The organism is Streptomyces cinereospinus (assembly GCF_042430725.1).
Lineage (GTDB): Bacteria > Actinomycetota > Actinomycetes > Streptomycetales > Streptomycetaceae > Streptomyces > Streptomyces cinereospinus.
The window spans coordinates 111,472-135,552 of sequence record NZ_JBHMCY010000005.1 but is presented as its reverse complement, the minus strand read 5'-3'; the positions used below and the strand labels follow the sequence as shown (position 1 = coordinate 135,552).

General features: G+C 69.8%; 23 protein-coding genes, 1 tRNA gene and 1 pseudogene. 8 read left to right on the top strand and 17 right to left on the bottom strand.

Translation table 11 applies throughout. The features are described from left to right. Positions 1 to 21 precede the first annotated feature (21 nt). Positions 22 to 408, top strand: a complete 387-nt coding sequence (locus ACFF45_RS04190; protein ID WP_381342001.1) for a hypothetical protein — start codon at positions 22 to 24, stop codon at positions 406 to 408. Between the two features lie 1,448 nt (positions 409 to 1,856). Here ACFF45_RS04190 and ACFF45_RS04185 read toward each other — a convergent pair. Next, complete coding sequence (locus tag ACFF45_RS04185) at positions 1,857 to 2,363, bottom strand: GNAT family N-acetyltransferase (protein ID WP_381341998.1); 507 nt, start codon at positions 2,361 to 2,363, stop codon at positions 1,857 to 1,859. A 230-nt stretch (positions 2,364 to 2,593) separates the two neighbouring features. Beyond that, on the bottom strand, positions 2,594 to 3,076 hold the full coding sequence (locus ACFF45_RS04180; RefSeq protein WP_381341995.1) for a hypothetical protein: 483 nt from the start codon (positions 3,074 to 3,076) through the stop codon (positions 2,594 to 2,596). Positions 3,077 to 4,050: 974 nt separating this feature from the next. On the opposite strand from ACFF45_RS04180, the gene ACFF45_RS04175 reads away from it, so the two are divergent. Next, a complete protein-coding gene (locus ACFF45_RS04175) occupies positions 4,051 to 4,374 on the top strand; it encodes a CPCC family cysteine-rich protein (RefSeq protein ID WP_381341994.1) in 324 nt (107 codons plus the stop codon). Positions 4,375 to 4,733: 359 nt separating this feature from the next. On the opposite strand, the gene ACFF45_RS04170 is transcribed toward ACFF45_RS04175, so the two are convergent. Genes ACFF45_RS04170 through ACFF45_RS04160 form a run of 3 tightly spaced genes read right to left on the bottom strand, consistent with a single transcriptional unit; the run spans position 4,734 to position 5,929 of the window. Continuing rightward, a complete protein-coding gene (locus tag ACFF45_RS04170; RefSeq protein WP_381341991.1) occupies positions 4,734 to 5,054 on the bottom strand; it encodes a hypothetical protein in 321 nt (106 codons plus the stop codon). Positions 5,055 to 5,058: 4 nt separating this feature from the next. After that, positions 5,059 to 5,379 (bottom strand): hypothetical protein, encoded by a 321-nt coding sequence (locus ACFF45_RS04165; protein WP_381341989.1) that lies wholly within the window; start codon positions 5,377 to 5,379, stop codon positions 5,059 to 5,061. Continuing rightward, entirely contained in the window at positions 5,369 to 5,929 is a 561-nt protein-coding gene (locus ACFF45_RS04160; RefSeq protein WP_381341986.1) for a bifunctional DNA primase/polymerase, read from the bottom strand. Before ACFF45_RS04160 ends, ACFF45_RS04165 begins: the two co-directional genes overlap by 11 nt. Before the next feature lie 470 nt (positions 5,930 to 6,399). On the opposite strand from ACFF45_RS04160, the gene ACFF45_RS04155 reads away from it, so the two are divergent. After that, positions 6,400 to 7,551 (top strand): NsdA family TPR-like regulatory protein, encoded by a 1,152-nt coding sequence (locus ACFF45_RS04155; protein WP_512701181.1) that lies wholly within the window; start codon positions 6,400 to 6,402, stop codon positions 7,549 to 7,551. 77 nt (positions 7,552 to 7,628) lie between these two features. Here ACFF45_RS04155 and ACFF45_RS04150 read toward each other — a convergent pair whose 3' ends face one another. After that, on the bottom strand, positions 7,629 to 8,558 hold the full coding sequence (locus tag ACFF45_RS04150) for a phosphotransferase (RefSeq protein WP_381341984.1): 930 nt from the start codon (positions 8,556 to 8,558) through the stop codon (positions 7,629 to 7,631). A 94-nt stretch (positions 8,559 to 8,652) separates the two neighbouring features. Between ACFF45_RS04150 and ACFF45_RS04145 the strand changes: the two genes are divergently transcribed. Continuing rightward, positions 8,653 to 8,737, top strand: a tRNA-Arg gene (locus ACFF45_RS04145). A 219-nt stretch (positions 8,738 to 8,956) separates the two neighbouring features. Here the strand turns inward: ACFF45_RS04145 and ACFF45_RS04140 are convergent. The 4 genes and pseudogenes from ACFF45_RS04140 to ACFF45_RS04125 form a co-directional block, all read right to left on the bottom strand. Beyond that, positions 8,957 to 9,584, bottom strand: a pseudogene (locus ACFF45_RS04140) (transposase family protein); the annotation flags it as partial. A 283-nt stretch (positions 9,585 to 9,867) separates the two neighbouring features. Continuing rightward, the gene (locus tag ACFF45_RS04135; protein ID WP_381341981.1) at positions 9,868 to 10,206 is read right to left on the bottom strand and encodes a hypothetical protein; all 339 of its coding nucleotides are present in this window, start codon (positions 10,204 to 10,206) and stop codon (positions 9,868 to 9,870) included. After that, positions 10,203 to 10,421 carry a DUF6507 family protein gene (locus ACFF45_RS04130; protein WP_381342070.1) on the bottom strand — a complete coding sequence of 73 codons (219 nt, stop codon included), beginning with the start codon at positions 10,419 to 10,421 and terminating at the stop codon, positions 10,203 to 10,205. The genes ACFF45_RS04135 and ACFF45_RS04130 overlap by 4 nt, the downstream gene beginning before the upstream one ends. Positions 10,422 to 10,473: 52 nt before the next feature. Continuing rightward, a complete protein-coding gene (locus ACFF45_RS04125) occupies positions 10,474 to 10,587 on the bottom strand; it encodes an LPXTG cell wall anchor domain-containing protein (RefSeq protein ID WP_381341978.1) in 114 nt (37 codons plus the stop codon). 496 nt (positions 10,588 to 11,083) lie between these two features. Here ACFF45_RS04125 and kilB point away from each other — a divergent pair, with 496 nt between their 5' ends. After that, on the top strand, positions 11,084 to 11,548 hold the full coding sequence (gene kilB, locus ACFF45_RS04120) for a plasmid transfer protein KilB (RefSeq protein WP_381341975.1): 465 nt from the start codon (positions 11,084 to 11,086) through the stop codon (positions 11,546 to 11,548). Between the two features lie 101 nt (positions 11,549 to 11,649). Here kilB and ACFF45_RS04115 read toward each other — a convergent pair whose 3' ends face one another. From ACFF45_RS04115 to ACFF45_RS04105, 3 genes are all read right to left on the bottom strand, one after another. Next, positions 11,650 to 11,931: a hypothetical protein gene (locus tag ACFF45_RS04115; protein ID WP_381341972.1), complete on the bottom strand. Its 282-nt coding sequence runs from the start codon at positions 11,929 to 11,931 to the stop codon at positions 11,650 to 11,652. An 868-nt stretch (positions 11,932 to 12,799) separates the two neighbouring features. Further along, a complete protein-coding gene (locus ACFF45_RS04110) occupies positions 12,800 to 13,285 on the bottom strand; it encodes a hypothetical protein (protein ID WP_381341970.1) in 486 nt (161 codons plus the stop codon). 112 nt (positions 13,286 to 13,397) lie between these two features. Then, the gene (locus ACFF45_RS04105) at positions 13,398 to 14,975 is read right to left on the bottom strand and encodes a DHA2 family efflux MFS transporter permease subunit (RefSeq protein ID WP_381341967.1); all 1,578 of its coding nucleotides are present in this window, start codon (positions 14,973 to 14,975) and stop codon (positions 13,398 to 13,400) included. A gap of 181 nt (positions 14,976 to 15,156) precedes the next feature. On the opposite strand from ACFF45_RS04105, the gene ACFF45_RS04100 reads away from it, so the two are divergent. Then, positions 15,157 to 15,777: a TetR/AcrR family transcriptional regulator gene (locus ACFF45_RS04100; protein ID WP_381341964.1), complete on the top strand. Its 621-nt coding sequence runs from the start codon at positions 15,157 to 15,159 to the stop codon at positions 15,775 to 15,777. Positions 15,778 to 16,170: 393 nt separating this feature from the next. Here ACFF45_RS04100 and ACFF45_RS04095 read toward each other — a convergent pair whose 3' ends face one another. Together ACFF45_RS04095 and ACFF45_RS04090 are read right to left on the bottom strand one after the other, a co-directional pair. After that, complete coding sequence (locus tag ACFF45_RS04095) at positions 16,171 to 16,830, bottom strand: response regulator (protein WP_381341961.1); 660 nt, start codon at positions 16,828 to 16,830, stop codon at positions 16,171 to 16,173. Continuing rightward, a complete protein-coding gene (locus ACFF45_RS04090) occupies positions 16,827 to 18,116 on the bottom strand; it encodes a sensor histidine kinase (protein WP_381341958.1) in 1,290 nt (429 codons plus the stop codon). Before ACFF45_RS04090 ends, ACFF45_RS04095 begins: the two co-directional genes overlap by 4 nt. Before the next feature lie 133 nt (positions 18,117 to 18,249). Here ACFF45_RS04090 and ACFF45_RS04085 point away from each other — a divergent pair, with 133 nt between their 5' ends. Next, on the top strand, positions 18,250 to 19,158 hold the full coding sequence (locus ACFF45_RS04085; RefSeq protein WP_381341956.1) for an ATP-binding cassette domain-containing protein: 909 nt from the start codon (positions 18,250 to 18,252) through the stop codon (positions 19,156 to 19,158). Continuing rightward, positions 19,155 to 20,009, top strand: coding sequence for an ABC transporter permease (locus ACFF45_RS04080; RefSeq protein WP_381341953.1), 855 nt, complete (start codon positions 19,155 to 19,157; stop codon positions 20,007 to 20,009). Before ACFF45_RS04085 ends, ACFF45_RS04080 begins: the two co-directional genes overlap by 4 nt. 371 nt (positions 20,010 to 20,380) lie before the next feature. On the opposite strand, the gene ACFF45_RS04075 is transcribed toward ACFF45_RS04080, so the two are convergent. Together ACFF45_RS04075 and ACFF45_RS04070 are read right to left on the bottom strand one after the other, a co-directional pair. Next, entirely contained in the window at positions 20,381 to 22,945 is a 2,565-nt protein-coding gene (locus ACFF45_RS04075) for a tetratricopeptide repeat protein (protein ID WP_381341950.1), read from the bottom strand. Beyond that, a complete protein-coding gene (locus ACFF45_RS04070) occupies positions 22,942 to 23,244 on the bottom strand; it encodes a hypothetical protein (protein WP_381341947.1) in 303 nt (100 codons plus the stop codon). Before ACFF45_RS04070 ends, ACFF45_RS04075 begins: the two co-directional genes overlap by 4 nt. Positions 23,245 to 24,081: the final 837 nt, after the last annotated feature.

The following is a 24,081-nucleotide window of genomic DNA, read 5'->3' as shown; positions in this document are numbered from 1 at the left end:
ACCACACAAGGGGAGGGTGAAGTGGCTGATCTTCAGGAGACGGCTGCGGCGTGTGAGGATGAAGGCGGGCTGATGCAGGACAACTTGGGGCGTCTGCGGAACGCGTTGGGATTCGACAGACTCGGCAAGCATGTTCTCAGCTCCATCGCTCGTGAACTCGAAGCTGTCGGCCTCGGGTACTTTCCGCTCGCCGTCTTGGATCCTCGGTGCAACACCGAACCACGTAAGGACCAACAGGTGTGGGTGTACACACGCGATGGGAGTGAGCGCGCCCGCGTCCTGGATGCCGTTCTGCGCCCTCAGTCGTACAACGTACGAAGCGCCTTGGACGGATTGGTGAGCGGCGACTACTCGTCACTGACTGCGGAAGAGAAACTTCGCGAGGTCCAGAAGATCGTCAACGCCTGAAGCATGGTGCACGCCGCAGCTTGGGCAAGGGGCCAAACTGCGGCGTGCCAGAACCGTGCCAGATCGTGCGGGGAACCACGGGGAACACCGGGGAACGATTCGACGGCCCACCAGACGCCGACACCGCCCCGCCGCAGGTCAGCCCCGGAGTATGCCCCAGATGTCCTTAGCTTCCCAAGCTCATAGCCTCCAGGGCGGCCTCTGCCACTTCTAGGTGCCGATTGACCGCAGCGCGAGATGCGCAGCGGGACGGCACGGACGACCTACTCGGGCGCACCGTTGCTCGAAATCCGGAGGAAGCCAACCGCGGTTGAGTAAACGCGGGTGAGCAGGGAACGCAGTGATCGCGGCGAGAGCGAAGGCGAGCGAAGCCCATGGTGTCTGCACTCGAACCGTCGTCTGGGAACCGCGGGTGTCGATGAAGCTCGTCTGGAACACGTCAGGAGCCGCGAGCTCGATGGAGCTCAACGCCCGCCAGTCAAGGTCCAGTTCCGCAGCATGCGCAAAATGGAGCCTCTGCAGCGTGAGGGTGACTTCGCCGATGCCGTCCACCACCCACCGTGGCTGAGCATCACGCGCTGCCTGACGACGTCGGGCAGAGTTTCCGATGGCAGAGCCCACCAAGGAGCCGACCACAAAGCCAGGGCTGCCGAAGGCAACCACGTTGGTGTGTGTGTACCTCCCGCTACCGAGGGCCCTCCAGGTCATGCGTTGGCCCGGCCCTACTGCGAGTGCACGATCACCGTGCTGCAGTCGCGCGGTCGTGGCCACGATGGGCCGGCGGGCCACTTGTCCTTCGAGGACATCGGCGAGGATGTCGCATGAGTGCCAGAGGTACTCGTCGACCGGCGACCATGACGGTTGACCTGAGTTCTCTGGCGGCGGTGCAAAGGGGTTAGCCACTGTCGCTCCAGCCTCCCATCAGGAGTCAACGACTACCGTTCGCGATCAAGCCTACTCAGATCGTTTTGCCTGTCGGCCCGCCAACTGCCCACTCACCTAACCGCGTCTGCACCATGAGCGCACCAGAACGGGCGGGGAGCAGCGGGGAATCACGGTGAAAGCACTACAGCTCAACGAGGCCGTAGCTCAGCCGTTCGCCCAGGTCAGCGCTGACATAGGCTCCATGGTGTCGCAGCTTCCCAAGCTGAGAGCTCCAAGTGCAGTCTCCTTAGCCTCCTGTCGGGCTGGCCGTTCCGTCCGGTCGGCGGACCCCACAAACCGGTAGCGTGGCTGAGGCCGGCGGGGGTGCAGCGAGACACACGCGCGCCTGGTCGGTCGGCGCACCCCGCCGTCGTGGCTGACTTTCGTTGGCTGAGGTTCGTGCCACAACCGTGCCAGATGCAGGGGTCAGCCACGGTCAACACCGGTGCCCCGCGGTTGAGTAGCCGCCCGCTGTCTCGGCCGGCGAAGCAGCAGGGCAGGCACGAGATCCATCAGCCTCTCTCCTAACGCGGTGTTAGCGATGAGCGCCGGCGGGCGAGCTCCTTGCCATACCAGATCTCCATGTACGGACCCGTGCAGTACGCCGGTATCTCGGCGTAGTCGTGGCGTGCGTACAGCGAGCGAGCCTCGGTCAGGTCCAGGCGGGTGTTGAGGACGATCCGTCGGGCACCGAGCTCACGTGCCTCGTCCTCCAGCAGATCGAGCAGGAGGCTCCCGCCCTTCCGGCCGCGGAAGGCGGGTCGCACGTAAATACGGGTGAGTTCGGCACGGTCCGCGTCCAGCATGAGCACTCCGCCGCACGCGGCCGCCTCACTGCCGTAGCGGCCGACGACGAACTGGCCCGTAGGCGGAACAAGTAGCTCGGCTCCGTCCTCAGCCAGCCCCTGGTCGATCTCCTCATCGGTCGCCGGCCGCTTCCAATAGCGGCTCGCGACGTCGGCATAGTAGTCACGACGCAGGGTGGTGGCGTCAGGCGAGTCGAAGGTCTCAGGGGACAGGCTCCAGGTCATGCTCCTGCAATACAGTGAGCATGTGTGCTCAGCAAGCAGTTATCGGTGGGCGAGCCGGGCCCCGTGAGCAGCAACTGACATCCACGGCTGACATCAACAGTGCCGGACGGCGACGGTTCCGAGCGGGCAGGACCGCACTCTCGATGGCCGTGAAGCGCCAGGATGACAGCTCACCATGAATGAGGGATCGAACTCCTAAAGCGGTGTTCAGAACCGCGAAGCGCCACGCGTCAGTCTTCTCCGACTTGGAGCAGGGCCACGACAAACCCGTTGCCCGTGCCTGCGACCACTCCATCGAAGGAGAACCGAGATACCGGGTTCCACCCGTGGCCCGCACCCGATAGTTCGATGTTCGTCCACCACGTGGAGTCCCGTCCCAGCAGCTTCACCACTCGCTGTGCCGCTCGATGTGCGTGCTCACGATCACGACGCAGCCGGCCGGGAAAGACCAGGTCACTCGCAGACAGGTAGGTCATGACGGTTGCCGCCTCTTCCCTGTCGATGGCCGTCAGGGCATCGGAGATGTCAGCGGGGCGGGTCGGCCCCCGAGAACCCTCGATCGCATAAGGCGCCCAAGCTCTCTGGGCGACAAGGACCAAGCCGTACACGTGCTCTTCTACGGAGCCCGCATCCTCGCTCTCGCCCCGGCCGAAGACACCGTCCTCCTTGGCCAACGACTCAAGCATCACTCGCAGGTCCGCCACGGTATCCACGCCCACATACTTCCATGCAGCGGCAGCACCAGAACGAGGTACGGAGCCGTATCAGTGGCCAGCCGAGCCGTCTCAGTTTCCGTCTCATTCAGTCACGTTCACGGCCGTTCAGCGGGGACCGCTCACGGTGCTTGCCCACCAGTCGACCTCTCATGAACGCAGGTGAACGGACCCGTCCGATGCTCCCGGGACCACCACCACAGTTGGAAAGCGTGTTGGCCGTGCGCCGGTTCAACAGGTGTCTGGTCTTGCCAAGCCTGGTTGGGATTGCCGTACGCCAGTGCACGCCACCAGCGTGCTGCCGCCCGCGTCGAGAAACAGCATGAAGATCCACGATCCGTCGGCAGTCCTGATCTGCCCCAATCGAACCGGTCGGCCGTATAGGTCGAGGCGTTGCACGGCCCGGGCCAAGCCGGAGGTCTCGATGCCCCTCCGAAGGGTGTGACGGAGTCGGCGCCCGTAGACCGTCGCGAGTGACTTGGGGGAGGTCGTTCCGTCCCAGACGACGTATGAAGCGTCGGCGCGGAGTGCAGCGAGAGCGGCCGCCGACGTGTCGTCGCCACCACCCAGCAGCCGTTCGAGCTTCTCCCGTTCCATGGCCCCACCCTGAGGCATAGACGAACCTCGTATCGAACCGCTCAGCAGATGACAGCCCACCTGGCCCGGCTCGAACGGGCTGGTCCCCTCCACAACGGGCCGGTGCTGCGGGTCTACAGCGCGCCGGCCGACGCAGGCAGACTCATGGTAGGACGGCCGTCAGCGCCCTTGCACCGGTGTTTCCCACACGGTAGATGGAGCAAGGCTGAGTGTCTAACTGCGTGACAACGGCGGCGAACACCGGCGGACGAGCGCGAACGTCAGCGGACCATCAGCCCAGGTGAGAGCCGCACGAACCCAAGGCAGCGCCCCCACCCCAGTTGTTTCGGGGAAAAAGTCGAGGGCCTTTGCCAGTGCTGGTGGACAAGGATGGAGCCGTGGCATTCATCAATGTTCAGGGCGGAGCTGCGGCCGGACCGTATCGGTGTCCCTGCTGTGGCTTCATCACCCTCGCCGAACGCGGAGCGTACGAGATCTGCCGTGTCTGCTTTTGGGAAGACGACGGCCAGGACGAACACGACGCTGGCGAAGTGCGGGGCGGCCCGAACCGCGGCTTGAGCCTCCGAGAGGCCCGCCGGAACTACCAGGAGATCAGCGCATGCGACGAGCGCTGCACCCGGTTCGTGCGTGCCCCACTGCCCCACGAGCACCCCGACAGCGGCACGCCGTACGGCACGGGGACCATCCACGCGCGCTTCTGAGACCCGCCCGCGCACCGTTCGTCTCCGCACCACAAGCGCACCAGATCGGGCGGGGAACAGCGGGGAAAGGGGGCCGGCCTGAAGAGGCTGTCACACGGCCGTTCACACAGGTCAGCGCCCCAAGCAGCCCCAAATGACCGCAGCTTCCCAAGCTGATGTCATCAGCGGCCTGCCGTTCGTCCGGGCTGCGGCGCTGGGGCGCCGGTCCCGGCCGAGCGGCAGGCTAGCTGCGCACCACGTGCGCTGGGACAACAGCGAAGAGCCCCGTACGACAGCGCGGGGGACGATGCCGTACGGGGCCAAGCCGGCTGGTCGAGGGAGCAGCCTCAGACCGCGGCCAGCCGGCGTCTGAGGGACGGTCAGGCTGCCGACGTCTCTCGCTCGGTAGCCGGATACGTTTCAGCCGCCGCGCTGTGCAGCTCCGCTTCGAGTCCTGCCGTGATCAGTTTCGCCAGCAGCTCGGCCGCTTCGGGGCGGACGGTCCCGAGCTGCACCAGTCCGTCGCCGAAGACGTTCACGTCGGCGAGCAGGCCCGGGAAGTCGGAGTCCAGTCCGAGCAGCACGAGCTGTTCGGCCAGAGTGCCGGCGCTTCGGCGTGCGCGGTTCCAGCCACGGACGTAGGGCACGCCGGGCACCAGGTCCTCCGCCCGTTTGGCCACCACTCCTCGCCGGTCAGTCATGGCTTCACGTCCTTCCCTTGTGTTCTTCGACGGTGGTCGACGCGTGTTCGCAGTCGGAGCGGTCCCGGCCGGAGCCGCTCGCAAGGGCGAGGCGCAGGAGCTCCGCGAGGCGTTCGGCCGTGTCGGGGGAAACGCGACCCAGTTCGACGAGGCCATGGCCGAAGGCGTTCAAGTCTGCGCGTAGGTAGGGGAAGTCTTTCTGCAGGCCCGCGCGTACGAGAGCGTCTCGCAGTGCAGTGGTCGCGTTGCGGGCTGCGTACCACCCGTCGCTGTCGAGTGGGGACCACGTGGCAGCGTCGCGGCCGTAGGTCGGTTCACCCGGCATCCGGAGTCGTCTCCTCGGGAAGGGCAGCGACCGCCGCGTACGGGGTCGGGTACTGCTCGTCGAAGCGGTCGATCCTGGCCAGGAGCTCAGCGGAGGCAACCAGCGCGGTCGCGAGGGCGACCGGGCGCAGCGGGTTGGCCTCCGGCCTACCCGTCGGTGCGCGAAGCCACTGGTAGCGGTCGCCGGAGAGCGGGATAGGGCCGGGAACGACGACGGCGGACCCCTCGCCCAGGTATCGGTACGGTGGTGGGGATGACGTCTCACGGCCGAGGTAGAACGTGAAGGTCTCGCGGCTCTGTGAGCCGAGGAAGAACCCGACTCGCTGCGCCTTCCGGTCGACGACCGACGGCCCGAACGGCATCCCGCTTCGCTGGAGCCGATCGAACATTTCCATGCCGAGACGCTGTTCCACGCTCATCACGTCGAAGAAGCGGCCGGTCGGCAGCATGCAGGGCCGTCGCGGGTCATCCGCCCAGATCTGCTGGCACTCCCGCGGGTTGTCCGCCGCGGCGGACAGCCATTCCATGCCCCGCCTGGTCATCCTCTGCACGTCGTCTCACCCTCAGTCGGACTATGGCGCGGCCACGGTGCCGCCGTGGATCCAGACTCACGGCATGGCACCCGACCAGGGCAGATGACGAGAGGCGACGGGGGATGACACGTCCACACACGTCACGTCATCCCCCGTCACCCCCATTGCATCTGAACGATCTTCGATTACTGCGTGCAAGAGGCAATGACCAGCGCGTACATTCGGTCGAGCAACCGAGTTGCCGCACCGGCGTACGCGCAGGGAGCCAAGGGCCGCGTCTTCATGAAGCCGATCAGTGTCCGCTTACGTGAGGCCCGCACCGGCCGGGGCTGGAGTCAGCCGCGGTTGGTGAGGGAGTTACGCCAGACAGCCGCCCGGCGTGGACATCAGCTCCCGTCGGACGCCAGTGTTAAGCGGCGTATCGCCAGTTGGGAGAACACAGCACGCCTGACGACTTCTATGGTCCGCTTCTGTGTGACGCCTTCGCCATGAGCGCGGCGGAACTCGGTCTGAGGCACGGAGAGCCGAACGAAGCCCCCGTGCTCGACGTCGCGTATCCCGCCAGTCCCGATGACGCCATTCAGACGGTTGGCCAGTTATGGCGTGCGGATCTCCACCACTACGACCCGCTGCTCGCGTCGGAGCCGTCCGAGCCTGCGTGGAACGAGGCGTCCCTTCGGTGGCTGGTCGCGCCAGAGCCGGGCATCCCTCGGCCGCGTGCTGAGGGGATTCGTGTTGGTCTTGGCGACGTGGCAGCCGTCAAAACCACGGCGGACATGTTCGCCCAGCTCGACGACCAGTTCGGTGGGGACCACGCGCGTCATTCGGTCATCCAGTACCTCAACAACGATGTGGCCCCACTGCTGCGAGGTCGATACACCGAGCAGGTAGGCCAGGCCCTCTTCTCTACCGTGGCAGAAGCGACCCTCCTTGCCGGTTGGATGTCCTACGACGCCTGTCACCACGGGCTCGCCCAAAGGTATTTCCTCCAGGCCCTCCGCCTCGCCCAGGACGCCAACGACCGCCGGCTCGCCGGCAGCATCCTTTCAGCGATGAGCCATCAGGCGACCTTCTTGGGTCGGTACACGCAGGCCGCGACCCTTGCCCGTGCAGCACTCATGGGTATTTCCCCGGTGGCCACACCGACGTTGCGGGCTCAGTTCCATGCCATGGAGGCCCGCGCGCTCGCGCGCACCGGGGACGTCGCCGGCTGCGAGGCCGCCCTGGGAGCGGCGACCAGAGCGCTCGAAAGCCGGAACAGCGAGGACGAGCCGGAGTGGATCAGCTACTTCGACGAAACCGAGCTCGCCGCCGAAGCCGCCCACTGCTTCCGTGACGTCAACAGCGCTCGTAAGGCAGTGGCCCATGCCGAGAACGCCATGAGCGGTAACCACGTGCGGAGTGACTTCTTCGCGACCATGGTTCTCGCCGATGCCCACCTGCGTGCGGGTGATGCCGATGAGGCCTGCCGCGTGGCTCTCGACGCGCTTGACCTCGGCGAACAGCTCAAGTCCGCCCGGTGCATCAGTTATCTCGCCGAGTTCCGCCACAACCTCAGTACCGCCGGCCACAGCGCCGCAGCCCGCGGGCTTGAGGAGGAGGCGCGAGAGCACAGGCTGTGGATCGCTGCGGGGGCGTAGCACCAGCAAGGCTCACCGGCTGGAGCAGGGAACACGGAGCGTGCCCGTGCGGCGCGCTGAGCGGCGCCGGCAGCCCCTTAAAACGCACTCCACGACTTGCGCCCCTCGCCCGTTCGTAGAGACCGCACCCGCCTGGCGAACTCCGCGGCGGAACGCTCGCTCGTGCCCACTTGGTGGCCGAGCCAGGCCACCATCATCAGCTCCCGCAGGTCGGCCAGCGTCTCGTATCCGGGCCAGTTCATGAGGTCGAAGCCGTACCGGTGGACGAACTCCGCGTACTCCGCCTTGGTGTGCCAGCCGTACCGGTCGTAGTAGAGCGCGGTCAAGATCAGATCCCACTCCCGCGGAGCGAGAGTGAGCCCGTCGAGGTCGATCAGGACCGCGTGACCGTCCCTGTGGCGGAGGACGTTTCCGATGTTGGCATCCCCGTGGATCAGGCCGAAGGGCAACACAAAATCCAGCCGGTCGTACTCCTTGGCTAGCTTGGCCGCCCGCTCCTCCAGGAAGGACCGGTCCTCGGCGGAGACGGCATCCAGGCCGTCCAGCGAGGCCGACAACTTCGCCAGCGGGTCGAAGTACGGAAGTCCCAGCGTCTCGGGTTCCTCAAGCCAGTGGAAGCGGCGGAGCAAGTCGGCCAGTTCACCGACCGTCGCGTACTCCTCATGCTCTTGGACGCTCTCCCAGAACGTCACCACCAGGCCGCGCACGACGATGGGCTGAGTAACGCCGGCCAGTGCGCGCGTGGCCGGGAAGTCCACCGTCTCCAGCCACCGAGCGACACCGACGGCGCGTTCCATCTCGGACAGGACGGCGGGGTCACGTGCGATGCGGACGATGATCGGTAAGGAGTCCAGGCGGTACACCGCGTTGGATCCCAGACGCAGCAGCTCTGCCCCGGTCGAGTCCAGGCCGGCTGTCTTGCACGCCTCACGCAGGACGACTTCCACGCCCTCCGCCGTGAACTCCGTATCGCCGTCGTGCGCTTCGCCGCCAGTGCCCGAGATCATGCATCTGACGATACGGCGCGGCTCCACCCTCGGACAGGGCACTCACGTAATAGGGACGTGATGATCTTGGTGGAGGCCCGGCTCCTGCACGGCTCCCCCGCAGGTCAGAGCCCCCCAGACCCCTCGCTCTCCCCTGGCCTCCGGAGCCGTGTGCGCAGGTTCGAATCCTGCCGGGGGCACTCGCCGAGGATCAGTAGAAATCAAGCGCTGACCAGGGCGGATGCCGACGGAAGAGGGCGGGAGTCAGTCTCACTGACTCCCGCCCTCTCTCGTTGTTTCGCACTGGCCGCGTGTGAGTGGCGTGTGAGCCGTCGCCGGCAGCTGGCAGCCGGGAAAGCCTTGCCGATCAGCCGCGGAGCGGCTCGCACCGGTGCTTGGATGAGGGCTTCCCATCTTGATCAGTTGGCGAGTTCGAGGGCAATGACGGCTCGGACGACGGCGGTGATCCGGGTGGTGTTGCAGCGGAGCTTCCGCAGGAGCCGCCAGCCCTTCAGGGGTTGCTGTGGCGCGTTCGCCGAGGCTGCGGATCTTGGCGTGGTCCCGGTTGTGACGTCGGCGCCGGCTGCGCAGGTTCCTGCCCTGGAACGGGACGCGGATGGTGGAGCTCGCACCCTGGTACGCGTTGTCGGCCCAGCACTTGATGTTGTCGGCGGCCAGAGCGGCCGGGATGCCGTGAGTCCGGGCCGCGGTCAGGTCGTGCGTGGCTCCAGGCAGTGCGTCCGACGCCCAGAGCAGATGTCCGGCCGGGTCGGCGAGAACCTGCACGTTCATGCCGTGATGCTTCTTTTTGCCCGAGTAGTACGGGCGGTCGGCGGCGATGCGGTCGATCAGCAGGAGCGTGCCGTCGAGGATCACGTACGCCTTCCTGCGGACCGTGTCCATGGCCCGCTCCATCGTCGGAGCGAGCGGGGCCAGGAGATCGACGGCCTCGCGTATGTAGCGGTAAACCGTCGCGATGCCGATACGGAAACCCGCTGCGAGGCGGGCTTAGGTGTCACCGCAGCGCAGGTGCGCCAGGACGAGCAGGCCCCACCAGTCGAGACTCCACGTCTCATACGTACGTTCTTCCGGCGTGCCCCAGGGCAGCCCCTGGGCCTGCCCCAGCATGTCGGCGCTGTAGCCGTACATGCCCGCGCCATGACTGCCGTCATCCACGACCCACTTGGGGCGGCACACCAGCTTGTTCATCGCGTCGATCTTGTTGGCAGCGTTCCGCTCGGCTTCCTGGAACCCGGCCTGCGCGGCGGTGACACCGTCCAGCAGCGCCTGGTGGGTGTTGGACTTGTCCTCATCGTCGGTCCAGTCGTCGTCACCCTTGACGCTGTCGACGAACGCGAACACATCTGCCTTCAGCTGCTTGAGCCGGTCCGCGTGCGGCTTGGCTTCGGCGATGAACGTGTACCAGAGCGTCGGCCAGAGTTTCGAGGTTCGCGGCGAATTCGTCACCGGTGTCCGCCACCGGCTGTGTGCTGGACAGCAGTTGCTCGTCCTCCGGCGCCTTGTAGTAGGCGCCGACGGCCTGGAACCGGCAGTGGATGTCCGAACTTTCGTTGCGGATCCCGGCCGCCTGGGTGCGCAGCGCCGATGCGTCCTTGCCCAACTGCTCGAAGTCGCCCAGGTGCTGCGGGATCATCCCTGGTTCGATCATCGCGGCTGCTCCCCGCCTGGATCCGGCTTGCCGGCAGCCGCCTTGAGCTCCTCGGGCGTAGGTGCCGCGGCTACCTCACGCTGCGCATCGGCAGCCATGGTCAGGTCGCCCTCGACGTACTCGACGGTGGCCTTGACCGTGCCCTCCATCGTTTTCTTCGTCCGTGCAGCCATGAACAGGATCTTCTGCTGCGTGTCGTTCGCGAAGTTCGAGATTCGAGCGCGGCTGGCGAAAGGTCAGTGCCCCAGCGGCCTGCCACACGCGGGGTCACTTCCTGCGACGCCGGCCGTACCAGCCCACGACGAGCACGACCAGAAGGGACAGCACGAACGCCCAGACGGTCGTCGCTGAGTCGTAGGACCGGTACGCGATAGCCGGCATGCGAAGACGGATGCCCGGCAGGCGGCGTGGCGGCCTTGCATCACGCGCGCGTCAGACCGAGCGGGAAACGGCGGGAAGAACGGTGAGAGCTGCCGAGGCCGGTGAGGCCGCCCTTCGGGCGTCCACCGAAGTCAGCGCCCGGACCGTCCGCAGATGAACGACCAGAGACAATGGTGATGCTGGACGCTGCCTCCGGCCAGGTGCCATGACTCGACCGAGGTTCTGGACCTCTGCACCGGTGGCCGATTGTCCGAAGAGGGTGAGCACCGGCGCCCTGGTGACGCCCGTACCGAGCCGATGGGTCAGGCGTGGTCGGCCGTCTCCAGGCCGTCCGAGCGTGTTCCGTAATGCCCGGCGGCCACCACGCTCACAGCCGGGTCATCGCCGCCTCCAAGGTCTCTGACGCGGTCCTTGGGCGCGGGCAAGTTCCGGAGTGCGGAAGCGGGATGCCCTCTTCCAACTGCCCCGAGACGATGCTGTGTGATCAGCTGGGAACGTGGAGACCATCATCGCCAGCGGCATAGCCGTCCTGGGGACGCTGCTTGGTTCGGGGATCACCCTGGCGTACCAGCAGCGCACCGCCGACAGGAGCCACCAGTTCACCCGTCAGGAGAAGCTGCGACAGGAACGACTCGACGCCTACTCCTTTTATGCCGGCGCGTTGGTCAACTACCGCCGCTGCCTGGTTCACCTCTGGTTCTGCGAGCACCAACAGCCTCCACCGGAGGACCCCGACACGGTGCGTATCCGGGCCTACGAGCTACGCTCCAACGCCCAGGAGGCCCTGTTCAGGGCGCAGATGCTCACCGATGACGAGACGCTGAGCCAGGACGCGGAGAAGGTGCTGGCAGACGTCACGGTGGTGTTCAAGGCACACAGCAGATCGGCGTTCGACGATGCCAGGGTGCGGACCCGCGACGACATCAGCCGGCTGGTCAGTACAGCCAAGCGACACCTCTGAGGGATTCGCGGACGCGTCGGTCCGCAGAGCGCCACGCCGACGGCGACCGCATCACGAACCTGCCGTTCGAGCAGGATGACAGCCGGCCTGGTCGACGTTTCTCACGTCATGGTCCGTGCCTCCGCGAGCGAGCGCTGCACGTCGCCCACCAGGTTCCGGAGGCGTCCGGGCTGCACGTTCTCGTGTTCCATCCACTCGTCGAAGCGAGGGCGCAGGTGCCGCACCATGCCCGTCCCGTGGCGACGCAGCACCGAGCGACTGACGGAGAGTTCCTCCTGCACCTCTCTCCGCAGGTCGTCGGTCCAGCCCTGCGCCCGGTCGTCCTCGCCCAGAGGAGCCTTGAGAGCGGCCACCGCTTCACCGAGGGCCTGAAGCAGGTCCATGCCATCTCCCGACGATCACATCGTTCGGTTCCGGGCCGACCACAAGGGCCGAAAACGACCAGGGTAACGGAGGCTCATCGGCCTCCTCCCCCGCGTACGTGAACCGACGTGGAGGTGGAAAGTGCCCTTGGCGATGCCGGCGACCCGGGTGATGTCGGAGACCTTCGCGTCGGCGAAGCCGATGGCCTCGCACACGGCCGTCCGGGCGTTCGGCGGCGGGGCCTGCCCGGCGTACGGCCTCTCCGATGGGGGCGTCGGAGTCGAGGAGTCCCTGCGTCATCGCGCGGTCGTGCACGACGCGGACGCGCCGGGCGACCTGCCAGCAGGTCCCGTCGTCCCGGCGGGGGCGGTGAAGTCGTCGACGGTCGTGCGGCCTCCCCCACTGCCTTGGCACCCGTGTCCTGGACGGTCCTGCGGCCTTCCCCTGCCCCGGCACCCACGACCTCGACGTCCATCCCGCCTCCCCCTGCCCCGGCACCGGAAGCGCCCACCCCGGCACCGCCCTCCCGCCCTCCCCCCTCTCAGCCCCGACCGTCTCCCCCAGACCCCCCGGCCCCACGCCGGGATCACGCCGGGCAGCACCTCCAGCGTCTTGGTGGAGCCGCCCGGCGCGCGGTGTCGCCTCGTGCAGGACGGTGCCGTCGACGCTCACGCGCCCCGGGCGGGGCCGGAACGTCGCGGTGGGCCCGGCCGGTGCGCGGGCGTAGTGGGCGGGACCGGTCAGCGGGATGCCGCGGGCCGTCCCCAGGGCCTGCGCGATGAGGCCGGAGCAGCCGCCGAGCAGGACCAAGGCGTCGGTCTCCGCGAGTCGGGCGAGGTCCGGGCGCCGGAGCCGCGCGCACCCGCAGCCGGGTCCGGCGCGAGCGGGTCAGGCAGCGGACGTGGGCGAGGCCCAGGCGGCCAGGGAGGCGGCGTGCCCCGGGATGTGCTCCGTGGCCCGCAGCCGGATGACCTCGCCCCAGGGCAGGTCGCTGTCGAGGACCACGGCGCCGTTCCGGCCGGCGAGCCGGGCGCGGACCGTCACCTCCGCCGCGGTGTCCGAGGTGCAGTCGAGGACGGCCAGCAGTTCGCGTGCGGTGCGGCGGACCATGTCCACCCGCTCCGTGTGACGCGTCGCGGAGAGCACCTTGGCGATCTCCGACTTCGACATCGCCCGGGCGTTGTCGATCCAGGCGCTGTGCCCGACCAGCACCTGCCGGGCGGCGTCGATCAGCGCCCGGTCGCTGAGGGCGATGTGCGCCAGCAGCCAGTCCGCCTGGGCCCGGTCGGCGTCGGCGAGGGGGCTGCTCCCGGTGATGGACTCGGCCGCCGCCACCAGGTCCCGGTAGGCGTCGGCGAGGGCTTTGGTCCCCACAAAGGCTCCGGTGCGGGGCAGGGGCGCCGGCGGCCGCGACGCGGCGTGCGGCCGCCGGCACGCGGGATCAGCGGCATCAGCGGGCTCAGTGGGATCAGCGGGATCAGCGGGCTCAGTGGGATGCGGAGTCGGAGGCGACCTTGGGGGCGGTCGCCGCGGCCCTGGCCGCCTGCCTCTTCCGGCCGGGCAGGACGACCAGGGCGAACAGGCCGCCGACGAGGGTGCCGATCGCGGCGGTGGTGAAGCCGATCCGCAGGCCCTCGGTGAAGATCGGGCCGACCGCGTCCATCACCGGGCCCTGCACCCGGGCCGGCAGCTGTGCGACGACGCTGAGATCGCCGTGCGAGAGGGCGCCCACGGCCTCCTGGCGCGTGCCGGCGTCCATGGCGATCCCGCTCACCGCGTCCGGGACGGCGCCTCCCAGATGCCGGATGAGCAGGGTGCCGCAGAGGGCCACGCCGAAGACGCTGCCGACCTGCCGGAAGGTGTTGGAGACGCCGGAGGCGGTGCTGGCCTGCTCGGGGCGGACCGAGAGGAGCAGGGCGACGGTGGCGGGCGCGCCGACCAGGGAGACACCGGCGCCGAGCAGGGCCATCGACCACCCGTACTCGCCGAAGCCGCTGCCCTGGTCCAGCCGGCCGAGTGCGAAGAGGCCCACGGCACTGGCCACGGAGCCGATGAGGATCGGCACCTTGGGGCCGAACTTGGCGGCGGCCACGCTGGCGACGTACGAGAACACCATGATCGACACGTTCAGGGAGAGGAAGTGCACGCCGGTCTCGGTGGTGGAGAGCCCGTTGACCTGCTGGAGGTAGAAGGTGAGCAGGAAGATGCTGCCGTAGAGGCCGAACAGGCCGAGGAAGTTGACCGCGCCGGCGACGACGAGCACGGGGCTGCGGAAGAGGCTCATCGGCAGCATCGGCTGCTCCCGGCGCAACTCCCAGCCGATGAAGGCGGCCATCGCGACGGCGGCGACGGCGAAGGCGGCGAGGATCAGCGGGTCGCTCCAGCCCCTGGCGCCGGCCTCGATCAGCGCGTACACCAGCGAGGCGATCGAGACGACGAACAGGATCTGGCCGACGACGTCGGCACGCCGGCGGCCGGGGGCCTTGCTCTCCGGGAGCCTGGTGACCAGGACGGCGAACGCGACCAGCCCGAAGGGCACGTTGACCCAGAAGATCGACTGTCGGCCGAAGGCGTCGACCAGCACGCCGCCGAGCACGGGGCCGGCGGCGAGGGCGAGTCCGCCGATGCCGGCCCAGACGCCGATGGCCCGGGCCCGGGCGGCGGGCTCGGGGAAGGTCGTGGACACCAGGGCCAGCGAGACCGGGATCATGACGGAGCCCGCGGCGCCCTGCAGCACGCGGGCGGCCAGCAGGAACTCGTAGCTGGGTGAGACCGCGCACAGCACGGAGGCGGCGAGGAAGCCGGCCAGACCGCCGAGGAAGATGCGCTTGCGGCCGAAGCTGTCGCCGAGCGTGCCCGCCATGAGCAGCAGACAGGCGACGACCAGGGCGTAGGCGTCGATGACCCACTGCAGCTGGGTCATGTTCGCGGACAGGTCGTGCTGGATCTCGGGCAGGGCCACGTTCACGATCGTGGAGTCGAGATAGACCATGAAGATCCCGACGCAGATGAAGGTCAGCAGCAGACCTTTGCCTCGGGTGGCGGCAGGGCTGGGACTTGTCATGTCGTCCTCACGTACACGCGGGAGCAAAAGCGGACCGACCCTGGCCAGGGCGGTGAAACGGCAGGCCCGACGGGCCCGGCGATGCCCACGACAGTATGGGACTGACCGTCAGTCAGTCAATCGACCGGCGGTCGGTCAGGTACGCTGGGGAGCAGACGAGCCACGGAAGGAAGGCGTGCGGATGCCCCAGACCCCGAGTCCGGCCAGGCGCAAGCGCGTCCACAAGAGCCCGGAGGCCCGGCGGGCGGACATCCTGCGGGCCGGGCACGAGGTGTTCGGCACCATCGGGTTCTCCGAGGCCACCATCCAGGACATCACCACGGCTGCCGGCATGGGCAAGGGCAGCTTCTACATGTACTTCGAGACCAAGGACCACGTGCTCGGGGCCATGTGGGAGGAGTACGTCAACGCCTTCTACGACACCACCGAGGCGATCCTGGCGCGGGGCGAGGCCTGGTGGCCGACGCTGGACGAGCTGCTGTCCCGGCTGATCCAGCACGCGGTCGGCCACGCCGAACTGCACCGGCTGGTGTACGGCTCGGCGAACGCCAAGGCGCTGGACCTGTGCAAGGAGTCCAACGCGCGCGTGGTGAACCGCATCTGCGAGTTCGTCGTGCGCGGGGAGCACGCCGGGGCCTTCCGCAGCCGCAACGCCGACTGGGCCTTCCGCATGGTCTACCACGCGGCCGACGGGCTGCTGGAGGAACTGATCGCGCAGGGCGGGCCCATCGACACCGAAGAGGTCACGCGCAGCGTCCTGGAGCTGGCGCACCGGACGCTGGGCGCTCCGGACGCCGGGTGACCCGTCCGCACGCAGGAGGGTTCACGGGCCGACGCCCCGACAAGGTGCTGGACGCGCTCGCGCACGCGCAGCGCAACGAGGCCGCCCGCGGCGGGTATACCAGCGCGATCGGCGCGGACGGCAGGCGCATCGGCGTCTCCTTCGCCACGCAGAACTGGCAGCAGGCCGTGGCCGACAAGAGCAGGCCGGGTCAGTTCGTCCGCGAGCACGTCGAGGCGATGGTCTTCACCTGTCTCGCCGAGGAACTGCGCAGGGCGACGTGGCGGTGGCCGGCCAGAGGCATACGACCCGCAGCCCGACGTCGACTTCACCCCGCTGCGCGAGCAGGACCTGACCACCGCCGGCTTCGGCCAGGTCGCCTGAGTACCGCCGGAAGACGGCACCCAAGTTCGCTCAGTAGGACGGGGCCACCAGCCCCGCTTCGTAAGCGAGGATCACGAGTTGCACCCGGTCACGTGCGTCGAGCTTGGCGAGCAGCCGGGTCAGATAGGTCTTGGCGGTGGCAACGCTGATGGAGAGCTGGTCGGCGATTTCGGCATTGGACAGGCCCTTGCCGACCAGGGTGAGCACTTCACGTTCCCGGTCGGTGATGCGCTCAAGTTCCGTCCGCCGTGGCGGCGTCGCTGTAGGGCGGCCGGCGAACTCCTTTATCAGTCTGCGGGTGACGCTCGGTGCGATGAGGGCGTCCCCGGCGGCCACGACACGGACTGCGGCGAGGATGTCGTCCAAGGCCATGTCCTTGACCAGGAACCCGGATGCGCCGGCGCGCAGCGCTCCGTAGACGTAGTCGTCGTCATCGAAGGTCGTCAGCACGACAACGCGTGCGGTGCTGGTGCCCGTAGTAATCAGGCGGGTGGCCTCGATGCCGTCCATGCCGGGCATCCGGATGTCCATCACCACCACGTCAGGGGTGACTTCCCCGGTCAGCCGGACCGCTTCGGCGCCGTCCACTGCCTCACCCACGACCTGGACGTCCGCGGTGTCGGTGATGACCATCTGCAGGGCGGCGCGGACCAGGGGCTGATCGTCGGCGAGTACCACGCGAATGGTCATCGGGCACCAGCCGTGGCTCCGGATTCGGTCCCCGGCGCTGCCGGCACTGGAAGCCGGGCGGCTACCCGGAAGCCGCCCCCGGAACGCGGCCCGGCGGTGAAGCGGCCGTCCAGTAAGGCGATCCGTTCCCGCATGCCGAGCAGGCCGAATCCGGTGTCTGTGTTCTTCGTGTTCGGGCCGCCGCCCTTCCCTCGGTCGACGACCTCGACGACGAGTTCGTCCTCGCGATATTCGACTGTGACCTTGCAGTGATCAGCAGCCGCGTGTCGTACGACGTTGGTCACCGCCTCCTGGACGATCCGGAACGCCGCGAGGTCGATGTCCGCGGGGAGCGGGCGGCGTGTGCCCTGCCACCACACCTCCACGCGGACACCGGCGGCCGTGGTCGTCGCGGCGAGCCCTTCCAGATCCGCCAGACCGACGGCCGGCCGCCGATGAGCCTGTGTACGCCCCTGGTCGTGGCCGGCTGGTTCCCGATCCCGGGTGGCGGGTTCCTGCTCCTGGTCGGCCTGCCTCAGTGCGCCCAGCATCCGCCGCAGTCCCGCCAGCGTCTCGCGCCCTACGTGTTCCACGGTGATCATCGCCTCGCGGGCCCTGGCCGGCTGTGTCTCCGCCACTCGGGCCGCGGCTCCGGCCTGCAGGGCGATGATGCCGATGCTGTGGGCAACCGTGTCGTGCATCTCGCGGGCGATGCGCAGCCGTTCGGCGGTGACCGCCTGGGCGGCGGCCCGGGCGTGCAGCTCCACGGTGTGGGCACGAGCCTGGTGCACCGAGTTGCCGATGAGCCAGGCGATGACCACCGTCAGGGCCACGAACGGTTCGGAGGCGGTGCCGGACTCTCCCCCCGTGATCCACCGCAGCGCGAGGTAACCGGCGAGCACGCCCAGCGCCCCGGCGGCCGCGGTGATCGCGGTGCGCCGGGTCCGGGTGGCCGCGACGTAGCAGAGGGCGACATCCGCCCCCAGAAACTGGAGGGGCGGAACCTCGTCCTGCCGCCAGGCCACCGACGAGACGACCGTGCCGACGATCACCAGACCGTACGCCACCGCCGTCTGGCGGCGCAGCAGCGCGCTGCCGGCCAGGACCAGCAGGAAGGCGAGGGCGAGCAGTGCCCGGGCTCCGAGCGGATCGAGGCCGTCCCGGGGATAGCTGTGGGAGTACGTCCGCTGCGGCGGCATCAGGACGTACTCCACCACGGGCTGCACTGCCGCCGCGACCCACACCAGCGCCGTCCACAGGCCCGGCGGTATGCGCTTGAGCAGCGGCGGCGGCGAGGAGGCGGGCATGCCGAGATCGTAAGGGCGTACCCGCAACGGGTCATCGGCTCGCGGTCGTACAACCAGGGTCGACACCCGCGCCCGGTGATTGTCAGCACCGGTCCGACGACGAGCGGGAGCGCCGAGCGGCACCGTGGGCACCGTGATCGAAGTCAATGAACTCACGAAGCGATACGGCGGCACTGCCGCCGTCGAAGACCTGACCTTCACCGTGCGCCCCGGTCAGGTGACCGGATTCCTCGGGCCGAACGGCTCCGGCAAGAGCACCACGCTCCGGGTCATCCTCGGCCTGCACGAGCCCACCAGCGGCACGGTCGCCATCGAGGGCCGGCCCTTCCGCGACCGCCCTCGCGGCCTGCGACATGTCGGCTCCCTCCTCGACGCGCACGACGTGCATGGCGGGCGCAGTGCGGCGGCACATCTGTCGGCGCTGGCGTGCAGCAACCGCATCCCCCGGCGCCGGGTGGACGAGGTGCTGGGGGAGGTCGGTCTCGCCGAGGTCGCGAAGCGGCGCATCGGCGGATTCTCGCTCGGCATGAAACAACGGCTCGGCATCGCGTCCGCCCTGCTCGGCGACCCGCCGGTGCTGCTCTTCGACGAGCCGCTCAACGGCCTGGACCCAGAAGGGGTGAGGTGGGTGCGTGAGCTGTTCAGACGGCTCGCCGCCGAAGGCCGCACCGTGTTCGTCTCCAGCCACCTGATGTCGGAGATGGAGCACACCGCCGACCAGCTGATCGTGATCGGCCGTGGCCAACTGCTCGCGGCGGAGAGCCTCGCGGAGTTCTCGGCCCGCGGCACCCGGCACGGCGTCACCGTGGCCACGCCCGCCGCGACCGCGCTGAGGGATCTGCTGACCGCCGAGGGCGCGGCCGTCCGGGCGGAGGGAGAGCAGCTCACCGTGACGGGCCTGACCGCGGTGCGGATCGGCGAGATCGCCCGGCGGCACGGTCTCCCGCTGCACGAGCTGAGTACCCGCTCCGCCTCGCTGGAAGAGGCCTTCATGGAGTTCACCGCCGACCGTGTCCGGTTCCCCGGAGGAGAGCCCCGATGACCGCGACCACCACCACGGACGTTCCCGACGGCGAACGCGCCACCCGCGAACCTGGCGCCCGCTTCCGCGATCTGGTCGCCGCCGAGTGGCTCAAACACCGGTCGCTGCGCTCGACCTGGATCGCCTACGGGGCCACCGCCCTGGCCGTCATCGGCTGCAACGCGGGCACTGCCTATGACACGTACAGCCACTGGACGCTGCAGGTGTCGAAGGACCGCGCCGCATTCGAGAAGGACGGGATCGCGTTGCAAGAGGCGTTCACGCCGAATGCGGCCCTGCTCATGGCCCTCGCCATCGGCGCTATCGGCGCCCTGGTGATCGTCGGGGAGTACAGCACGGGCACCATCCGGACGACATGTGCGGCCGTTCCGGCCCGCCGCTCGGTCATGGGGGCCAAGGCGGTCGTCGTCACCGTGGTCACGACGGTCTTCGGCATGGTCGTCGCCGGTGTCTCGTTCGCTGCGACACAGGCCATTCTCGATCGTCGGGACGCGGGCGTCGCCATCGGCGACCCGGGAGCCTTCCGTGTCGTTCTGGCCTCCGCCCTCCTCGCGCCGGTGTGCGCGCTCGCCGGCCTCGCGCTCGGCGCCGTCATCCGGCACACCGCTTCCACCATGATCATCTCAGTGGTGGTCGTCCTCGTGCTGCCGCTGTTCCTGACCGACGGACGCCACCGGTCGGCGGTCGCCGGACACGCCCTTCCCTACCGTGCGTGGCTCCGGCTCGTCGATGTCGACTACTCCCCGATCGCCTTCCCGTGGAGCACCGGCGGAGCCTGGACCGTCTACGCGGTGTGGGCGGGCGCCGCATGTGCCGTCGCCGTCACCAGCATCCACCGGCGAGACCAATGAATGGCCGAGGCTTGCAACGTGCCGATCGGCCTGGACTGTCGCCTCCACCCGCGGGCGGTTTCCGGCGCTTCTACAGCGTCGGAGCTTGGAGATGAAGTACGGATCGGATACCGGGCGGCAGCTCCCATCGCGCCCGCCGCACCGCTGGGTAGCCGCGCCCCGTGCAGCGTCTTCGGACACCCGCGCGGGAATGGGCGGCCTCTGGGCCTCACCTCGGCGTCACCCCGAGAGGGCAGGAATGGAGGCGGTCAACGCCCACGCCGCCGAGGAGTTCCGCGGCGAGGGTACTCCAGCGCTGGGGGGGAACCGCGCGACCTGGTGTTCCCCACGCCGCGCCGCCAGCGGCCGGGGCCCACGGCGCTTCGGGCGGCTCAAGGGGGTGCGTCGGGGCGGGCGGGCTCCAGCCGTCGGTGCAGCTCGGTGAGGTTGTGCCGGTACAGCGCGGAGGTGGGGTGGTCCGGCCCCAGCGCCGCCTCCGAGATGGCCAGCGCCCGCCGCACCAGCGGCAGGGCATCGCCGTACTGGCCGAACGCGATGAACGTGGCGGCGAGGTTGCTCAGCCGGAGTGCCGTGGTGGGGTGGTCCGGGCCCAGCGCCGCCTCGGTGATCATCAGCGCCCGCTGTTTCATCGGCAGCGCCTCGTCGAGTCTGCCCAGAGCGGTGGCGACCGAGGCGACGTTGCCCAGGCACATCGCGGTGTCGGGGTGGTCCGGGCCCAGCGCCGCCTCCGTGATCACCAAGGCCCGCTCCGCCAACGGCAGCGCCTCGTCGTGCCGGCCGAGACGAGAGAGCTTCCATGCGAGGTTGCCCAGCCGCAGCGCGGTGTCGGGATGGTCCGGTCCGAGCGCCGCCTCGGTGATCGCCAGCGCCCGCTCCTCCAACGGCTGCGCCTCGTCGTACCGGCTCAGAGCAGAGAGCGTGGCGGCGAGGTTGCCCAGCCGCAGCGCGGTGGTGGGGTGCTCCGGTCCCAGCGCCGCCTCGGTGATCGCCAGCGCCCGTTCCTCCAACGGCAAGGCCTCGCCGTGCCGCCCCAGGTCCGAGAGCGACGCGGCGAGGTTGCCCAGCCGCAGCGCGGTGTGCGGATGGTCCGGCCCCAGCGCCTCTTCGACGATCGCCAGCGTCCGCTCCTTCAACGGCAGCGCCTCACCGTGCCGCCCCAGGTCCGAGAGGGTCGCGGCGAGGTTGCCCAGCCGCAGCGCGGTGGTGGGGTGGTCCGGCCCCAGCACCGCCTCGGTGATCGCCACCGCGCGCTCCTTCAGCGGCAGCGCCTCGCCGTGCCGGCCCAGCGCGGTGAGGACCGAGGCGAGATTGTTCAGCCGCAGCGCGGTGGTGAGGTGCTCCGGCCCCAGCACCGCCTCGGCGATTCCCACCGCCCGCTCCACCAGCGGCAGCGCCTCGCCGTGCCGGCCCAGCGCGGTCAACGTCAGAGCGTAATTGTTCAGCCGCACCGCCGTGTCGGGGTGGCCCGGTCCGAGCGCCGCCTCGGTGATCGCCAGCGCCCGTTGCTCCAACGGCAGCGTCACGGACGCCTGTCCGCGGCTGCGCAGATAGAGCGCGGTCTCTCCCAGGGCGAACGCCAGCTGCTGGGCCGTGCTGTCGTCCGGGTGGTGGGCGATCACTGCCTGGAGGTGGGGCAGCAGGTCCTGCCAGACGGGCCATCCCTCCACCTCCGCGGGGCTCTCCGACGGTATGGCGTACGTCAGGAGGGCCAGGGCGATGGTCAGGGGTGAGGGAGGTGCGGCTGGAGGGCGTCCGAGGAGCCGGCGGGTGAGGAGCCGGAGGCGGGTGGGCGGTGCGGGGGGCGGCGGTGCGGTGGTGCGGATGACGCTCTGGACGAGGCGGTGCGTGGTGACGGTCGACTCCGTCAGGGTGACCATGCTGTAGGCGGCGAGGACGCCCAGGGCGTGGTCGACGGTCCGGCGGGCGGGCAGAGCGGTGTCCAGGACACCGCGCGGCAGGGGGTCCGGCGCCATGTGGGCCAGGATGCCCAGCAGGTGCACCGCGTGCGGGTCGGCCTCCTCCACGGCCCGGAGCGTGACGCTCCACACCTGCGCCACGGTGCGCTGCTGGGCGTCGCCGGGAGGCGTGGCGGCGAGGATGCCGGCCGGGTCCCGGCGGAGTTCCCTCAGGTAGTCGCCCGCCGAGGTGCGGGTCTGGGCCAGGTAGGCGCCGGCCTGTTGCAGTGCCAGGGGCAGGCAGCCCAGTTCCTCGGCCAGTTCCTCGAACGCGCCGTCGTCGGCCCGGCCGCGGCCGGTGATGCCCTCCAGGACGGCCACGGCGGCGTCCGGGGTGAGGGTGTCCAGGCACAGGGGTGCGGCGAGGTCGCGCCAGGGCAGGTCGCGCCGGGTGGTGATCACGACCTGGCCGGTGGTCAGCCGGCCGAGGTAGGGCGACAGGTCGGCGGGGTCCTCGGCGTTGTCCAGGACCACCAGCCAGCCCGAGCGGCCCTGGAGCCACGCCAGCGCCCATTCCGCGGCCTCCTCCAGGGGCAGGGCCGCGTGCGCCGGGTGCAGGGCGGTGGCCAGTCCCGCCAGTCCCGCCACGATGCCGGCCGGGGTCTCCGCGTCGATCCACCACACCGGGCCGGAGCCGGCGGAGAGGAACGCCCGCGCGTGGTGGAGCACCAGCGTGGACTTGCCCACCCCGCCCAGCCCGCGCACGCTCTGCGCCACCACGCCCGTCCCCGCCGACGGCACGGAGGCCAGGGCCCGCAGTTCGTCGTCCCGGCCCTCGAACACCGCGCTGTCGTACGCGGGCAGGTTGTTCAGCTTCGCGACGGCCGCGCCGTCGACCGCAGGCCCCACGGCGTCCGGCGGCAGCACCACGAACCGCTGCTCGATCCGGGCGTCGTCGCCGGTCGCTATCACGCCCGGGTTGCTGCCCGCGGCCGCGGCCCGGCCGCCGGAGGCGGACGAGGGCATCCGTTCCGCGCTCACCGCTGGACGTTGCCGTTGTCCCCGGTCACGATGATCCCCGAGTTGTCCCCCGTGGCCACCGACCGCTCACCGGACACCGTATGGCCGCCCGCCCCCGGGGACGGGGGCGGAGGAGTGGAGTTGATCACGGACGAGCCCCACGCCACCAGCACCGCCGCGAGGACCGCACCGGCTCCCGCGCCCGCGCCGATCCGCTCCGGCCGGTCCCAGGGCAGCAGCACGTCCCCCAGCCACACGCACAGCCCGAACACCGCCAGCGACCCCACGGCCAGCAGCAGCCAACGCACGGTCCGACTCATGTGAAACCCCCTCAGGCGAATCGGCGGACTCCATCCTCCCACCGGAGCCGGTCCGGTGCCCGCGTTCCCGGGGACGCCGTGACCTCCCCACCAGCCACCCGGCCGCGGGGGCTGTCGGTGGGCAGGCCTTGGCGAGGAATCCGTCCAGGACGGCGCGGGCGGTGCGTTCGTTGCCGGGCTCGGGGAGCACCTCGGCGAGGATGCCGAAGCCCTTCTCCGACGCCTCGGTGTCGCCGCGCGGTCCGCTGTCCAGCAGGACGCCGGCCGTCTCCAGCCGCCGGCCGTCCTCGACCGCCTCGTCGCCCCGGGCGCCCGACGGGGCGTCGGCCAGGCGATGCCCGGCCCGGACCCCGTCCTGCGCGTCGCACAACCCGGCGCAGTCGCCCCGGTCGCGGGCCTCGCCGACGCTCTCCGCGATGCGCGCGGCGTCGTACCGCGGCAGCCCGGCCGCCGGCAGCACCGGCCGGGTGACGCCGAGCGCCACCGGGCGCCGCCCGCGCGAGGCGGCGCGGGCAGTGCCGCGGCTCGCCACGAACCAGCCGTGGGCGACCACCGCCGCCCACCGGACCAGGGCGGCCGTCTCGCGGCCCCACCAGGCGGTGGAGGCGAGCGCCCAGGCGGGTACGGCCGTACCCGGCGCCGCGGTGGCGGCGAGTCCGCGGCGCCCGGTCAGCAGGTGGCCGACGCCCAGCAGGGAGGCGTTGCCGAGGGCGACGGCCGGCGGGTCGCGGCGCCGGAGGCGGGGCGGCGGGCCGGGCGGTCGCGACGGCACGGGTGGGTGTACGTCGGGTGGTCCATCCTTCACTCCCCCTGTACGAACCGATGTGCACCGAGTGG